This window comes from Pseudomonas moorei (genome assembly GCF_042846945.1).
In the GTDB taxonomy this organism is placed as follows: Bacteria; Pseudomonadota; Gammaproteobacteria; order Pseudomonadales; family Pseudomonadaceae; genus Aquipseudomonas; species Aquipseudomonas moorei.
In genome coordinates, this window is record NZ_AP035776.1 from 4,873,888 (window position 1) to 4,889,171 (window position 15,284).

Consider the following 15,284-nt stretch of genomic DNA (forward strand, 5'->3'; position numbering starts at 1 on the left):
GAAATAACTGCCGTCTGGCATCGTAACAAGCGTAAGTTCGCCAATTTTGCAGGCGCTGGAAAGCCAGCGCCTACAAATTGCCGCTGACCTGCAGTTGGCCATCCCACCCGCCACCCAATGCCGCAATCAACTGCACGCTGGCAATCAAGCGACTTTGCAGCAGGCTCAGGTTGCTGCGTTCATTGTTCAGGGCAGCGGCCTGGGTCACTACCACATCGATGTAGGCGATCAGACCGGCCTTGTACTGGTTCTGGGTCAAGCGCAAAGACTCACGGGCCGCATCCAGTGCCTGCTGGCGTACGACCGCTTCGTCTTGCAGCACCTTGAGCTGAACCAGGTAATTTTCCACTTCACGGAAACCATCGAGCACGGTCTGGCGGTATTTGGCCACGGTTTGATCGTAGGCCGCTTCGCTGCGGTCCACTTCCGCCGAACGTTGACCACCGTCGAACAAGGTCATGGCCAGTTGCGGCCCGACCGACCAGAAGCGGTTAGGCAAGCTGATCCAGTTGGCATACGTGCTGCTGCTGTAACCGCCATTCAGGCTCAGCGTCAGGTCCGGGTAATAGGCAGCCTTGGCTACACCGATGTTGGCGTTGGCGGCCATGACCGAACGCTCGGCGGAGGCAATGTCCGGGCGCCGTTCCAACAGTTGCGAAGGCAGGCTCAGTGGCACTTGCGGCAATGCCGGGATGCTGTTGATTTCCGCCAGGCTGAATTCGGCGGGCGGAAGACCGATGAGTACGGCGATGGCGTTTTCAAACTGGGCGCGCTGCCAGATCAAATCGACCATGTCCGCCTCGGTGCTCTTGAGTTGGGTCTGCGCCTGGGCCACCGCGTCCTTGCCGGAGACCCCGGCGCGGTATTGGTTTTCGGTCATTTTCAACGAACGCTGATAGGCCTCGACGGTCGCCTCAAGCAGGCGTTTCTGCTCATCGATCACGCGCAATTGCAGGTAGTTCTGCACCAGTTCCGACTGCTGGCTCAGGCGCATCGCCGCCAGGTCGGCAAAACTGGCCTCGGCATTGGCGGTGTCGGCTTCCAGGCCGCGACGCAGTTTGCCCCAGACATCGGCCTCCCAACTCACGCCGGCCTGGGCCGTATAGGTGTCACGAATGCCGCTGGAAGAACTGGTCAGGCTGGAATTGCTGCTGCCGGTGCCCTGGCTGGAGCGGTTCTTGCCGACGGTCAGGTCCACCGTCGGGAAAAACGCGCCTCGGGCGCTGCGCACAAGGGCCTGGGCCTGGCGATACTGGGCTTCGGACTGCGCCACGGTCTGGTTGGACGCATTGAGTTTCTCGACCAGGCCATTGAGTTGCTGATCACCATACAACTCCCACCACGCGCCGCGGGCCAGGGAATCGCTCGGATTGGCCTGACGCCAGCCGGCCGCTTCCTTGTACTGCGCCGGCGTGGCGGTTTGCGGGCGCTGGTAATCGGGGCCGACGGCACAGGCACTGAGCATCGCCACGCACAGCGACAGGCTCAGCAAACGCGAGCCTCGAGCCGCGATCATCGGTGCAGCCAGGTTGTAAAGCGAACGGTCAGTCATAGCGGAGTTTCCAGAGCAGCATCGGTACGCACCCCACGCCAATGGTTGAAACGATGGCGCAGCTTGTCGAGATAGAGGTAAACCACCGGGGTCGTGTAAAGGGTCAACACTTGGCTGAAGATCAGCCCGCCGATAATGGTCAGGCCCAGTGGCTGGCGCATTTCCGCCCCTTCTGCGCGGCTGAGCAACAATGGCAAGGCGCCGAGAATCGCCGCCAGGGTGGTCATCAGAATCGGCCGCAAACGTTGCAAACAGGCGTTGCGGATCGACTCCAGCGGCGCCATGCCTTGCTGGCGTTCGAGTTGCAGGGCCAGGTCGATCATCAGGATGGCGTTTTTCTTGACCACGCCGATCAGCAGGAACAGGCCCAGCAACGAGATCAGGCTGAACTCCCCGCCCAGGGCATAGATGGACAGCAAGGCGCCGACACCGGCCGAGGGCAAGGTCGACAGAATGGTCAGCGGGTGGATGTAGCTTTCATACAGCACACCCAATACCAGGTACACCGCCACCAGCGCACCAAGGATCATGAACGGCTGACTCTTCTGGGTGGCGGCAAAGGCATCGGCGGTGCCGGCCATTTTCACGATCACGTCTTCCGGCATGCCCAGCCTGGCAATCGCCCGCTCGATAGCCGCCGTGCCCTGCTCCACCGTGACCCCTTCGGCCATGTCGAAGGAAATGCTTTCGGAAGCGAACTGGCCTTCGTGGCTGACCCGGTCGTCTTCCAGGCTGTTTTCATAGTGAGCGATGGTCGACAGCGGAATCCGCGCACCCGCAGCGGTAATCACCTGAACCTGCTTGAGGGTGATCGGGTCCTGGGCGTATTTCGGGTTGACCTCCATCACCACCTGGTACTGGTTGAGGCTGTCGTAGATGGTGGAAATCTGCCGCTGACTGTAGGCGTTGTTCAGCACCGCCGTGACCATGTCCATGTCGACCCCGAGGCGTTTAGCCTGGTCGCGGTCGACAATCAAGGTCACCTGTTGGGCACCACGGCCTTCACGGGCGTCAATCGCGGTCAGCTCCGGCAAAGCCCTCAGCGCGGTGACGACTTTCGGGTACCACTCGCGCAACTCGCCAAGATCGGCGCTTTGCAAAATGTAGGAATACTGCGACGTGGTCTGTTCACGGCCACCGCCGAATTGCAGGTCCTGGTCGGCCATCAGCATCAATTGCGCCCCGGCGACCTTGGGCATTTCCTTGCGTAGACGTTCGATGACCTTCTGCGCCGAGATATTGCGTTCCTTGATCGGTTTCAGACGCACCAGCATGAAGGCGTTATTGGTGCCGTTGGTGCCGCCGATGAAACCGGCGACGCTTTCCACGGCTTCGTCCTTGAGCACCGCGCGGCGGAAGGTCTCCATTTTAGGTTGCATCACACTGAACGACAGGCCGTCATCGCCGCGCACAAAACCGATCAACTGGCCGGTGTCCTGTTGCGGCATAAAGGTTTTCGGCACGACCACGTACAGGGCAACGTTGACGCCAACGGTCACCAGCAGGCTCAACAAGGTCAACCGGCGATGGCGCAACACCCAGTCGAGGCTCGTCGCGTATTTGCCGACCAGCCATTCGTTGGCCTGGCGGCTCCAGCGCTGCAAGCGGTTTTCCTGGCCCGGCACATGAGGCTTGAGCCAACGTGCGCAAAGCATCGGCGTGAGTGTGAGCGAGACCACCAGCGACACCACGATCGACGCCGCCAGGGTGATCGAGAACTCACGAAACAGACTTTCAATGATCCCGCCCATGAACAGGATCGACAGGAACACCGCCACCAGCGACACGTTCATTGACAGCAGCGTGAAGCCGACTTCCCGGGCGCCGAGGTAGGCCGCCTTCATCGGCCGTACACCTTCGTCGATGTGCCGGGAAATGTTCTCCAGCACGACGATGGCATCGTCCACCACCAGCCCGGTGGCCAGAATCAGCGCCATCAGCGACAGGTTGTTCAGCGAGAAGCCATAGAGGTACATCACCGCAAAGGTGCCGACCAGCGACACCGGCACCGCCAGGGTCGGAATCAGCGACGCACGGAAGTTACCGAGAAACAGGAACACCACCAGAATCACCAGGGCCACGGCGATCAGCAGGGTCATCTCCGCTTCGTGCAGCGTGGCCTTGATCACCGGCGAGCGGTCCATGGCCAGGTTCAGTTTGACGCTGGCCGGCAGCACCGCCTGCAACGCCGGCAACTGCGCCTTGATCTCGTTGACCGTCTCGATGATGTTGGCGCCGGCCTGCCGGTTGATGACCAGCAATACCGCCGAATCGTTGTTGAAGAATCCGCTGTTGTAACGGTCCTCGACGCCGTCGCTGACCTTGGCCACATCCTTAAGGCGCAGGGCCGCACCGTCGGCGTAGTGAATGATCAGCGACTCATAGTCCTTGGCTTTTTCCAGTTGGTCGTTGGCCTGGACTTGCCACAAACGCTGGCTGTCCTCCACCGACCCCTTGGGCCGGCGCACGTTGGCATTGGCGATGGTGTTGCGCACATCGTCCAGCGCCACGCCGTACTGATTGAGCGCCTGGGGTTCGAGCTCGATGCGCACCGCCGGCAGCGAACTGCCACCGATCTGGACCTCACCGACACCCTGCACCTGGGACAGGCTCTGGGACAGGATGGTCGATGCCAGGTCGTAGAGCTGGCCTTTTTCCAGCACGTCCGAAGTCAACGACAGCACCATGATCGGTGCCTGGGACGGGTTGACCTTCTTGTACGTTGGCATGCTGCGCATGCCGCTGGGCAACAGGTTACGCGACGCGTTGATCGCCGCCTGCACTTCCCGCGCCGCGCCGTTGATGTCGCGGTCGAGGTCGAATTGCAGGATCACCCGGGTCGAGCCCTGGCTGGAGCGGCTGCTCATGGTATTGACCCCGGCGATGGCGCCGAAGGAACGCTCCAGCGGCGTGGCCACGGTGGACGCCATGACCTCCGGGCTTGCGCCAGGCAGGCTGGCCTGCACCACGATCACCGGAAAGTCCATTTGGGGCAGCGGCGACACCGGCAACAGGCCGAAACTGACACCGCCCAGCAGCATGATCGCCAGGCTCAGCAACATGGTCGCGACAGGGCGCTTGATGAAAGGACCGGAGAGGTTCATGGCTGCTCTACCGCTTCCACCGGCTCAGGCTTGCGACCCCAGCGCCGACCGAGGCGATCGAAGTACAGATAGATAACCGGCGTAGTGAACAGCGTCAGCACCTGACTGACCAACAAACCGCCCACCATCACCAGACCCAGCGGTTGACGCAATTCCGCCCCGGAACCGGTGGCCAACATCAGGGGCACCGCGCCAAACAGGGCCGCCAGGGTGGTCATCAGGATAGGCCGGAAACGCAGCAAGGCCGCCTGGTAGATGGCCGTTTCAGGGGCCATGCCCTGATTGCGCTCGGCGTCGAGGGCGAAGTCGATCATCATGATGGCGTTCTTCTTCACGATCCCGATCAACAGGATGATGCCGATAATCGCGATCATGCCCAGGTCATTGCCGCTGAGGATCAACGCCAGCAACGCGCCCACCGCCGCCGAGGGCAGGGTCGAGAGAATGGTGATCGGGTGAATGTAGCTTTCGTACAGCACGCCCAACACGATGTACATGGTCACCACCGCCGCCAGGATCAGCAGCAGGGTACTCGACAGCGACGCCTGGAAAGCCTCGGCCGCGCCCTGGAACTGGGTTTGCACGCCAATCGGCATGCCGATGTCCTTTTGCACCTGTTCGATGATCTGCACCGCATGCCCCAGCGCCACGCCGGGCGCGAGGTTGAACGACATCATCACCGCCGGGAACTGGCCGATATGGGTGATCGCCAGTTGCGCCTGGCGCTCTTCGATGTGCGCCAGGCTGGACAGACGCACCTGACCGCCCTCGGTGGTCTTGACGTGGATCTGCTCCAGCGCCTGCGGGCCGATCTTCTCCCCGGACTGTGATTGCAGCACCACGCGGTATTGGCTGGCCTGGGTGTAAATGGTGGAAATCTGCCGCTGACCGAAGGCATCGTACAGCGCATCGGTGATGTTCGACACCGAAACCCCGACCCGCGACGCGGCATCCCGGTCGATCACCAGATAGACCTGCAACCCCTTGTCCTGCAGGTCGCTGGCGACGTCGGTCAGTTCCGGCCGTTGCGCCAGGGCCTCGACCAGCCGCCCGCTCCACAGGCTGAGCAATTCGGAGTCCGGCGACGACATGCTGAACTGATATTGCGTACGGCTGACACGGTCCTCAATGGTCAAATCCTGCACCGGCTGCATGAACAGGCGAATGCCGACCAGTTTGTCCAGCTCCGGTTGCAACCGGGCAATCACCGCCGTAGCACTCAGGTCGCGCTCGCTGTGGGATTTGAGATTGATCAGTAACCGACCGCTGTTGAGCGTGGAGTTGTCGCCATCGACACCGATGTAGGACGACAGGCTTTCAACCGCGGGATCGGCCAGGATCACCTTGGCCAGTTCCTGCTGACGTTCGCTCATCGCGGCGAAGGAAATCGACTGCGGCGCCTCGGAAATGCCCTGGATCACCCCGGTGTCCTGTACCGGGAAGAAGCCCTTGGGCACGGCGATGTACAGCAATACCGTCAGCGCCAGGGTGGCGATGGCCACCAACAGGGTCAGCGGCTGGTGCTTGAGCACCCACTGCAATTTGCGCCCGTACGCCGCGATCATCCAGTCGATGAACGCGCCACTGGCCCGATAGAAACGGCCCTGTTCTTCTTCCTTGGGTTCACGTTTGAGCAGCCGCGCACACATCATCGGCGTCAGGGTCAGGGACACCACCAGGGAGATCAGGATCGCCACCGACAGGGTGATGGCGAATTCGCGGAACAACCGCCCCACCACGTCCGCCATGAACAGCAGCGGGATCAACACCGCGATCAGCGACAGGGTCAGGGAAATCAGGGTGAAGCCGATCTGCTTGGCACCCTTGAGCGCCGCATTCAAAGGGCTGTCGCCCTCTTCGATGAATCGGGCAATGTTTTCCAGCATGACGATCGCGTCGTCCACCACGAAACCGGTGGCGATGGTCAGGGCCATCAAGGTGAGGTTGTTGACCGAGAAGCCCGCGAGGTACATCACGCCAAAGGTGCCGATCAGCGACAGCGGCACGGCCACCGACGGAATGATCGTGGCGCTTGCCCGACGCAGAAACAGGAACGTCACCATCACCACCAGCGCGATGGCGATCAGCAACTCGTGCTGCACGTCCTTGACCGAGGCGCGGATGGTCTGGGTGCGGTCAGTCAGCACCGTCACGTCGAGGCCGGCCGGCAGGTTGTCGGTGATGCTCGGCAACAAGGCCTTGATCCGGTCGACCACCTCGATGACGTTGGCCCCTGGCTGGCGCTGGATATTCAGCAACACCGCCTGGTTTTCGTTGGCCCACGCCGCCAGACGCTCGTTCTCGGCGCCGTCGACGATTTCGGCCACGTCCTTGAGACGCAACGGTGCGCCGTTGGCGTACGCCAGGATCAGGTTGGCGTAGTCCTTGGGCGACGTCAGTTGATCGTTTGCATCGAGCATCGAAACCCGCGTCGGGCCATCGAAGTTGCCCTTGGGCTGGTTGACGTTGGAGGCGCCGATCAGCGTGCGCACGTCCGACAGGTTCAGGCCGTTGGCCGCCAGGGCCTCGGGATTGACCTTGATCCGCACCGCCTGACGCTGACCACCGGCGATGCTGACCATGCCAACGCCGCTGATCTGGGCGATTTTCTGTGCCATGCGGGTATCGACCAGGTCGTTGAGCTTGGGCAGCAGCATGGTCTTGGACGTGATGGCCAGGGTCAGCACCGGCGTATCGGCCGGGTTGACCTTGTTGTACACCGGCGGTGCCGGCAAGTCCTTGGGCAACAGGTTGGTCGCGGCGTTGATCGCAGCTTGCACCTGCTGCTCGGCGACGTCCATGTTGATGTCGAGGCTGAAACGCAGGGTCAGCACCGAGGCGCCGCCGGAGCTGGTGGACGCCATTTGTGTCAGGCCGGGCATCTGCCCGAACTGCCGTTCGAGCGGAGCGGTGACGGCGCTGGTCATGACGTCCGGGCTGGCGCCGGGGTAAAGGGTCATGACGCGGATGGTCGGGTAATCGACCTGAGGCAACGCCGAGACCGGTAACAGCCGATAAGCGATCACCCCGGCCAGAACGATGGCCAGCATGCTCAGGGTGGTCGCTACCGGGCGAAGGATGAACAGCCGCGAGAGATTCATGCGCCGCCCTTTTTCGCCTTGTCGGTGGTCTGTTCAGTCGTACTGGCCGCCGATTTGCCTTGCAGGTGGCCAGCCGGACTGGCCGGCACGTCCTCGGGGGTGTTGACCACTTCCACGTCGCTGCCGTCCTTGAGACGGTCGGTGCCCTCCAGCACCACGCGATCACCCGCGGAAAGGCCTTCGGTGACCACGGTGTTTTCACCGTCGCTGGCGCCGATTTTCAACTGACGAATCTTGACCTTCTTGTCGCCGTCCAGGGCATAGACGAACGTGCCGTTTGTACCGAACTGGATGGCCGCAGAAGGCGCGAGCACCACGTCTTTGAGGGTGTCGGCCAACAGGCGCACATTGACGAACTGGTTGGGGAACAGCGACTGGTCGCGGTTTTCGTAGCGCGCCTTGAATTTCAGGGTCCCGGTGGTGACGTTGATCTGGTTGTCCAGACTCTGCAACACGCCGGTGGCCTGCAGCTTGGTATCACCACGATCCCAGGCTTCGGCCGGCAGCCTCGCGCCACTGCGATAGCGGGCCAGCACGACGTCAAGGCTGCTTTCCGGCAGGGTGAAGGCTACGCTGATCGGTTGGATCTGGGTGATGACTGCCAGTGCCGTCGTATCGTTGGCCGCGACCAGGTTGCCGATGTCCAGTTGCCGCAAACCGATGCGTCCGGCGATCGGTGCACGGATCCGGGTGAATTCGAGATTGAGCTTGGCGTCGTTGACCGCCGCCTGATTGGTCTTGACCGTGCCCTGGAACTGTCCCACCAGTGCTTCGGCGGTGTCCAGGGTTTGCTTGGCGATGCTGTCTTCACGGTACAGGCCGCGATAACGCTCGACGTCCACCTGGGCGTTTTTCAGCTGTGCCTGGTTCTGCAGCAAGGTGCCTTCGGCCTGAAGCAAGGCGTTCTGGTACGGACGTGGATCAATCTCGGCCAGCAGATCGCCAGCTTTGACCATCTGCCCTTCTTCGAAGTAGATCTTGACCAGCTCACCGCCGACGCGGCTGCGCACGTTGATGGTATTCAGCGCCGTGACGGTGCCCAAAGCCTTGTAGTACAGCGGGAAGTCACCCTTGACCGCCGGCGCCACTCGCACCGGAACCGGCCCTGTCGCACCGCCGAACCCGGGACGCATCGCGCCCGACCTGCCCGTGTGTCCGGCAACGGCTTTTTGCCCCGCAGCGTCTTTCGGCACCGCGCTGCCAGGCCAGAACTTCCAGCACAGACCAGCGATGACCAACAGGACGAGCAGGCCAAACAGCCAGCGACGGGGACTACGGGGGGTGGAGGATTGCATTGAGTGATCAACCATTAGGCGCGTGGGCTTCTTTTTACATAAGGCTGAACGATAAGCACTGGCGGGTCTTAAGCAAAGCGCCTTTACCGGCAATTTACTTTCGGCTTACGTATCAGGAGATTTATCTAAGGCACTGAAGCACAAATGAAAACGGCCTGGACAGTGCCAGGCCGTTAAACTTTGTAAAGGTATGCTTATTTCAGTACAGCAAGTGCCGCTTCGTAGTTCGGTTCTTCAGCGATTTCCTTGACCAGCTCGCTGTGCAGCACGTTGTCGTTCTCGTCCAGTACCACCACGGCGCGGGCGGTCAGGCCTTTGAGCGGGCCGTCAGCGATGGCCACGCCGTAGTTCTGGATGAATTCGGCACCGCGCAGGGTCGACAGGTTCTGGACGTTTTCCAGACCTTCCGCGCCGCAGAAACGAGCCTGGGCGAACGGCAGGTCAGCGGAGATGCACAGCACCACGGTGTTGGCCACGTCGTTGGCCTGGGCGTTGAACTTGCGCACGGAGGTGGCGCAGGTCGGGGTGTCGACGCTTGGGAAGATGTTCAGCACTTTGCGCTTGCCGGCGAAGTCTTTCAGGGTGACGTCGGACAGATTGCCGGCAACCAGGGAAAAGGCTGGCGCCTTGGAACCGGCTTGAGGCAGTTGGCCGTTGACTTGAACCGGGTTGCCTTTAAGAGTGACTTGAGCCATGAACGGAGTCCTTCTGAACGTTTGTGGTAGAGAATTTTGAAGAGGTCGAAGTTAACCACGAAATTGTCCGACGACCTACTCTGGATACAAATTGTGACCAGTCGTCGAGCAATCTGAAACCCGGTGTTTGCACAATCACCACAAGACCCTGTGGAAGCCGGGCTTGTCCGACCCATTAGGCAATCGCCGTCCCCAGCCACCTCCCGGCGCTCATCACGAAAGCCCCGCATCGACCTCGTTGGTGAATTTTTTTGCAATAGTGTCGATTTGGCCTTCCGCCGTACGACTATAAATTGAAGCACTCTAATCCAGCGGAGATCAAAACCATGCGATTCATGATCATCATCAAAGCCAGCCAGGACTCCGAAGCCGGTGTCATGCCCAGCAACTAACTGCTGACCGCCATGGGCAACTACAACGAAGAACTGGCCAAGGCCGGCATCCTCGTCGCGGGCGAAGGCCTGCACCCCAGCAGCAAAGGCGCCCGCGTGCGCTTCTCGGGCGACAAGCGCACGGTGATCGACGGCCCGTTCGCCGAAACCAAGGAACTGATTGCCGGCTACTGGCTGTGGCAGGTGAAGTCCAGGGAGGAAGCCATCGAGTGGGTCAAGCGCTGCCCCAACCCGATGCCGGGTACCGAGGCCGAGATCGAAATCCGCCAGGTGTTCGAGATGGAGGACTTCGGCGAGGAGTTCACGCCGGAACTGCGCGAGCAGGAACAGCGGGCATTTGGGCAGAAGAAGTGCTGAGCATCGAATCCATACTGTGGCGGACTGGCGGATACTCAGCAGTCAATCATGCCGGGCAAGCTGGCAGTCAACCAGGTACGGGCTAATCTTGACCCGCGCTCCCTACTTCTGCCCTTCGTGACGTGGGGATTGCCCTGTTGGGAGCACAGGTGCCGAGGAACCGTGTAGCGCGCCGCTTGGCAGCCCAACGGGGCAAGCCCCTCACCACAGATCATATAAACCCGCGTTTTGTCTTCTCACAAAGTGCGGGTTTCGTCGTTAAACACCCGTGCTCACAGCCAACCCACTGAATCGCATTAACTTTCTAGTACACGAAAAAGGTGAGATTTTGCACACAAAACCAAAGAATTAATCCCTTCGACTGGCTAAACGGTGGTGAGCTGCTAGCGTCAACAAGACGTGTCCTACAGGCTGGATAGCAAAGAGACTACGTCGTAACGGCCGCCAAGTGCCGAGTTGTCTATATGAGCCACCAAGGAATCGGGGAATCATGGCGAATAAAAAGGGGATGCACGTCTGTCTTTTGGCGACTTTGCCTGTGCCTGGCTTTTACGCCCAGGTGGACAACACCGAGACTGCCGACACCATCAACAACCTGCAGTACCTTGCGCCCTCTCCCCACCTGCTGGACCAATGCGCCCTGAAGCTGCATACAGCCGCCCACTTCCCGGCCAACGCCCGATTCGATCTACATCGCAGTGACTTTCGCTCAAACGCCAACTGGGTGTTCGACATTCAAAATCACCCTCACGCCCCCTCGGTTTGGGGGGCGGCAAAACCTGCAAACCCCGGCCTAATACCATTAATGCCTTCTTCGAACCGCATGGACCGTGAATAACGGTCAGCAAGGAGCTTTTATGCACGGTGCCATTCGCGTAGCCGGTTTCAGCCTGATGACGATGTTCGTCAGTTGTGGTGTCGGCGCTCAGGACCTCGACACCCGAATCGGCAAAATTGCCATGGAGGGCGAGCTGCCAGCCCACGAATCCATTGCCAAACTGTATGCCGAACTGGATTTCCAGCAAGCCACCCAAAGTTACCTCTGGGCCTTGCCGTTGGTGTCTTACGCCCAATGGCAGGCAGAGTTCCGCGACAAACTGGGTGCCCGCAGCGGCGACCTGATGGTGCTCAACAGCTACGAAGACAAGCTCGGTGTGATCACCGCCAACGCCACCACACCGTACATCCTCGGTTTCGTCGATCTCAATGAAACCGGCCCGCTGGTCATCGAATTGCCGCCCGGCCCGACCGCAGGGGGCGTCGGTGATTTCTGGCAGCGCGCAATCATCGACATGGGCCAGACCGGCCCCGACAAGGGCCAGGGCGGCAAATACCTGGTGCTGCCACCAGGCGTCGAACCGCCGGCCGATGCCGGCAAGTATTACCTGGCCAAATCGGAAACCATGAACGTGCTGGTAGGTTTTCGCGTGCTCGATCCGGACCCGGCCAAAGGCACGGCACTGGTCGAACAGTTCAAGATGTATCCCTACGCCAAACGCGCCGATCCGGCAAAGACCAAACTGCTCTCTCCCGGTGGCAAAGCCTGGTCCGGCACCCAGCCACGCGGCCTGGCGTATTGGCAGCGCCTGCACCAGATCATCCAGAAAGAACCGGTCAACGAACGTGACCGCTTCTACATGGCCATGCTCGCCAGCCTTGGCATCGAGAAAGACAAACCGTTCAACCCGACCGAAGCCCAACACAAGGCCCTGGAGCAAGGAGCCCTGGTGGGTGAACTGATCGCCAAGGCCAACACGTTCGCCAAACGTTTCCCCGGCGCACAGTACTGGCCGGACCGGCGATGGGACACCGTGCTGAACATCGCCGAGCCGTCGCAGCGCGTGGCCTATTACGACCAGTTGTGGGAACGCAGTGCCTGGTTTTACGAAGCGGTCACCAACACCAAAGGCATGGTTTCCAAAACCCCGGGCCTGGGCCAGACCTACCTCGGCGCTTACACCGACGCCAAGGGCAACTGGCTCGACGGCGGCAAGCACTATCGTCTCCACGTCGGCGCCAACCCGCCAGCCAAGCAGTTCTGGTCGTTGACCGTGTACGACACCGACAGCCGTTGCCTGATTGATAACCCACAACGCAAAGCCGACCTGTCGTCACGCCAGGACCTGAAAAAGAACACCGATGGCTCGGTGGACCTGTACTTCGGCCCGACCGCGCCAAAAGGCTTCGAGAACAACTGGGTGCAAACCCTGCCGGGCAAACACTGGTTCAGCTACTTCCGCCTGTATGCCCCGACTGAAGCCTATTTCAACAAGACCTGGAAACTCGACGACATCACAGCCGTGAAATGACGGGCAGGATTTCAACAAGGACCCACCATGAATAAGCGCAATTTACTGTTGAGCGGTCTGGCCCTGGCCCTGAGCACCAGCGCCTCGGCCAACTTCACCGCCACCCCGGAAGAAGCCCGGAGCATTGCCAAGGAAGCCTATCTATATGGTTTCCCCGTAGTGGAGATGTACAAGACGCTGTACACCCAGGCCGTGGACAAGAAGAGCCCGAACTTCAAGGCACCGTTCAACCAGATCGGCAACACCGCCAAGGCGTTTACCGCCAGGGACACTGCGTTCGTCACGCCAAATGCCGACACCCCCTACTCCTTCGTCTGGATGGATCTGCGCGCCGAGCCCCTGGTGCTGACCTTGCCGCCCATCGAAGAGCACCGTTACTACTCGGTGCAATTGATCGACGCCTACACGCAGAACTTCGCCTACCTGGGGACCCGCAGCACCGGCAACAATGGCGGCCACTACATGATCGCCGGGCCCAACTGGCAGGGTCAGCAACCGCTGAACATCGACCGCCTGCTGCGTAGCGAAAGCAACATCGCCTACGCGCTGTATCGCACCCAGTTGTTCGATGACAAGGACCTGGCCAAGGTCAAGCAGATCCAGAAGGGTTACAAGGTCGAAACCCTGAGCCACTACGACAAGCAAAAGGCGCCACCGGCTGCGCCGAAGATCGACTGGCCGAAACCCACACCGACCATGAGCGACACCCCGGACATCTTCCGTTACCTGAACTTCATGCTGTCCTTCGCACCCTCCCAGGACGTGGAAAAGGACCTGCTGGGGCGATTCGCGAAAATCGGCATCGAAGCCGGCAAGCCGTTCAACGTCAACACCCTCAGCCCGGACCAGCGCAAGGCCCTGGAGGACGGCATCAGCGACGCCAAGGCCGAGTTCGCCGAATTCAAGAAAACCAAAGTCGACACCCACGAAGTCTCCAGCGGTGACGTGTTCGGCACCCGCGACCACCTCAAGGGCAATTACCTGTACCGCTACGCCGGCGCCAACATGGGGATTTTCGGCAACTCCGCCGAAGAAGCGGATTACATCGGCTATTTCGTCGACAAGGACGGGCAACCGGTCGATGCCTCGAAACACGATTACACCCTGCACTTCGACAAAGACGCCCTGCCCCCGGCTGACGCGTTCTGGTCGCTGACGATGTACGACGGCCAGAACAAACTCCTGGTGGCCAACCCGCTCAATCGCTACCTGATCAACTCGCGCATGCTGCCTGACCTCAAACGCGATACCGACGGTGGCCTGACCCTCTATGTACAGCACCAGGCGCCGGCCAAAGACCTGCAAAGCAACTGGCTGCCGGCACCGAACGGTCCGTTCTACGGCGTGCTGCGCCTCTACCTGCCCAAACCGGAAGTCACCAATGGCCAATGGAATATGCCGTTGCTGACCCCTGTAGACCAAAAAAAATAAGCGGAGTCAGTGATGATCAGGCCTTCAGTAGTGCGCCCTTTGTTGGCGCTGTGCATGGTTGGGGGTAGCCCGCTGGTGCTGGCAGCCGAGGGCGGCGTTGGCCGGCCGATCACCGGTCAGCAGGTGTTTTCCAATGCGGGGGTTATTCCGCCGGCACCGGGCTGGGTGATGTCCCTGACCAGCATCTGGTACGACGGCGATCTCAAGGGCAACACCCAAGTGCCGATTGTCGGTGCCTTGAGTACCGGGGTGGACATGAAGGTGTCCTACACCATGGCCAACTTCACCCGTATCTGGGACACCGGCAAGGGAAGCTGGAACTATGCCTCGGCCATTGGCGTGCCGGTGCAATACACCGACGTCACCGCGAGCATCAGCGGCCCCCGTGGCCGCACACTGGGCAATGAAGACACCGGCACCCAGTTCGCCGACATGCTGGTGACACCGATTGCCGCCGGCTACCACTTCGACGAGGTCAACCACCTCTCCTTGTCCCTGCCGATCTACGTCCCGACCGGTGCCTACAACGACAATCGCCTGGCCAACCCCGGACAGAACACCTACACCTTCATGCCCACCGTGGCGTTTACCCACGCGGACGGCAAGGGCGGCGAGTTCACGTTGTCGGGCGGGCTGGAGTTCTATACCGAAAACAACGCCACCGATTATAAAAACGGCGACATCTTCACCCTCGACGCCCTGTGGACCCATGGTTTCGGCAACGGCTGGAACGCCGGTCTGGTCGCCGGTTACATCCAGCAGATCACCGATGACTCCGGCAGTGGCTCTACCACTGGCTTTCGCGGACGTTCGGTGGGGGCCGGCCCTTCCGTGGGCTGGAGCGGCAAGTTCGCCGATGCCCAGGCCAGCGTCAGCGCCCGCTGGGTGCCCGAGTTCGACACCAAGAACCGGCCGGAAGGCAATGGTTTCAACATCAACCTGACCCTCGCGTTTTTCTAGGAGATCGCCAGGGATGATCATCAGCGCCCGCTGGAAATTCCGCCCGTCTTCCACCCCGGTCATTCCGACCTTTATGTTTTGAGCGAGG

9 protein-coding genes and 1 pseudogene are annotated in these 15,284 nt (G+C 60.8%); 5 read left to right on the top strand and 5 right to left on the bottom strand.

The genetic code is table 11. The features are described from left to right. Window positions 1-70: 70 nt before the first annotated feature. From ACGJAX_RS22930 to tpx, 5 genes are all read right to left on the bottom strand, one after another. Window positions 71-1,552: an efflux transporter outer membrane subunit gene (locus tag ACGJAX_RS22930; RefSeq protein ID WP_390956275.1), complete on the bottom strand. Its 1,482-nt coding sequence runs from the start codon at window positions 1,550-1,552 to the stop codon at window positions 71-73. After that, window positions 1,549-4,656 carry an efflux RND transporter permease subunit gene (locus ACGJAX_RS22935; RefSeq protein ID WP_247255796.1) on the bottom strand — a complete coding sequence of 1,036 codons (3,108 nt, stop codon included), beginning with the start codon at window positions 4,654-4,656 and terminating at the stop codon, window positions 1,549-1,551. Before ACGJAX_RS22935 ends, ACGJAX_RS22930 begins: the two co-directional genes overlap by 4 nt. Further along, window positions 4,653-7,757 carry an MdtB/MuxB family multidrug efflux RND transporter permease subunit gene (locus tag ACGJAX_RS22940; RefSeq protein WP_390956276.1) on the bottom strand — a complete coding sequence of 1,035 codons (3,105 nt, stop codon included), beginning with the start codon at window positions 7,755-7,757 and terminating at the stop codon, window positions 4,653-4,655. Before ACGJAX_RS22940 ends, ACGJAX_RS22935 begins: the two co-directional genes overlap by 4 nt. Beyond that, window positions 7,754-9,067, bottom strand: coding sequence for an MdtA/MuxA family multidrug efflux RND transporter periplasmic adaptor subunit (locus ACGJAX_RS22945; RefSeq protein WP_090321041.1), 1,314 nt, complete (start codon window positions 9,065-9,067; stop codon window positions 7,754-7,756). Before ACGJAX_RS22945 ends, ACGJAX_RS22940 begins: the two co-directional genes overlap by 4 nt. A gap of 179 nt (window positions 9,068-9,246) precedes the next feature. Next, window positions 9,247-9,747 (bottom strand): thiol peroxidase, encoded by a 501-nt coding sequence (tpx, locus tag ACGJAX_RS22950; protein ID WP_090321038.1) that lies wholly within the window; start codon window positions 9,745-9,747, stop codon window positions 9,247-9,249. 326 nt (window positions 9,748-10,073) lie between these two features. Here tpx and ACGJAX_RS22955 point away from each other — a divergent pair. The 5 genes and pseudogenes from ACGJAX_RS22955 (at window position 10,074) to ACGJAX_RS22975 (ending at window position 15,196) form a co-directional block, all read left to right on the top strand. Continuing rightward, window positions 10,074-10,496: pseudogene (locus tag ACGJAX_RS22955) on the top strand (YciI family protein). A 490-nt stretch (window positions 10,497-10,986) separates the two neighbouring features. Continuing rightward, window positions 10,987-11,334, top strand: coding sequence for a hypothetical protein (locus ACGJAX_RS22960; protein ID WP_390956277.1), 348 nt, complete (start codon window positions 10,987-10,989; stop codon window positions 11,332-11,334). Between the two features lie 19 nt (window positions 11,335-11,353). Further along, complete coding sequence (locus ACGJAX_RS22965) at window positions 11,354-12,805, top strand: DUF1214 domain-containing protein (RefSeq protein WP_390956278.1); 1,452 nt, start codon at window positions 11,354-11,356, stop codon at window positions 12,803-12,805. Window positions 12,806-12,832: 27 nt separating this feature from the next. Then, on the top strand, window positions 12,833-14,236 hold the full coding sequence (locus ACGJAX_RS22970) for a DUF1254 domain-containing protein (RefSeq protein WP_390956279.1): 1,404 nt from the start codon (window positions 12,833-12,835) through the stop codon (window positions 14,234-14,236). A gap of 12 nt (window positions 14,237-14,248) precedes the next feature. Continuing rightward, window positions 14,249-15,196, top strand: a complete 948-nt coding sequence (locus ACGJAX_RS22975) for a transporter (RefSeq protein ID WP_090321018.1) — start codon at window positions 14,249-14,251, stop codon at window positions 15,194-15,196. The last annotated feature ends 88 nt before the right edge of the window (window positions 15,197-15,284 follow it).

What these genes read in the sequence shown, in the direction of transcription:
- tpx (WP_090321038.1), bottom strand. Translation starts at nt 9,747, where the DNA reads ATGGCTCAAGTCACTCTTAAAGGCAACCCGGTTCAAGTCAACGGCCAA.
- ACGJAX_RS22965 (WP_390956278.1), top strand. Translation starts at nt 11,354, where the DNA reads ATGCACGGTGCCATTCGCGTAGCCGGTTTCAGCCTGATGACGATGTTC.
- ACGJAX_RS22930 (WP_390956275.1), bottom strand. Translation starts at nt 1,552, where the DNA reads ATGACTGACCGTTCGCTTTACAACCTGGCTGCACCGATGATCGCGGCT.
- ACGJAX_RS22960 (WP_390956277.1), top strand. Translation starts at nt 10,987, where the DNA reads ATGGCGAATAAAAAGGGGATGCACGTCTGTCTTTTGGCGACTTTGCCT.
- ACGJAX_RS22975 (WP_090321018.1), top strand. Translation starts at nt 14,249, where the DNA reads ATGATCAGGCCTTCAGTAGTGCGCCCTTTGTTGGCGCTGTGCATGGTT.
- ACGJAX_RS22935 (WP_247255796.1), bottom strand. Translation starts at nt 4,656, where the DNA reads ATGAACCTCTCCGGTCCTTTCATCAAGCGCCCTGTCGCGACCATGTTG.
- ACGJAX_RS22970 (WP_390956279.1), top strand. Translation starts at nt 12,833, where the DNA reads ATGAATAAGCGCAATTTACTGTTGAGCGGTCTGGCCCTGGCCCTGAGC.
- ACGJAX_RS22940 (WP_390956276.1), bottom strand. Translation starts at nt 7,757, where the DNA reads ATGAATCTCTCGCGGCTGTTCATCCTTCGCCCGGTAGCGACCACCCTG.
- ACGJAX_RS22945 (WP_090321041.1), bottom strand. Translation starts at nt 9,067, where the DNA reads ATGGTTGATCACTCAATGCAATCCTCCACCCCCCGTAGTCCCCGTCGC.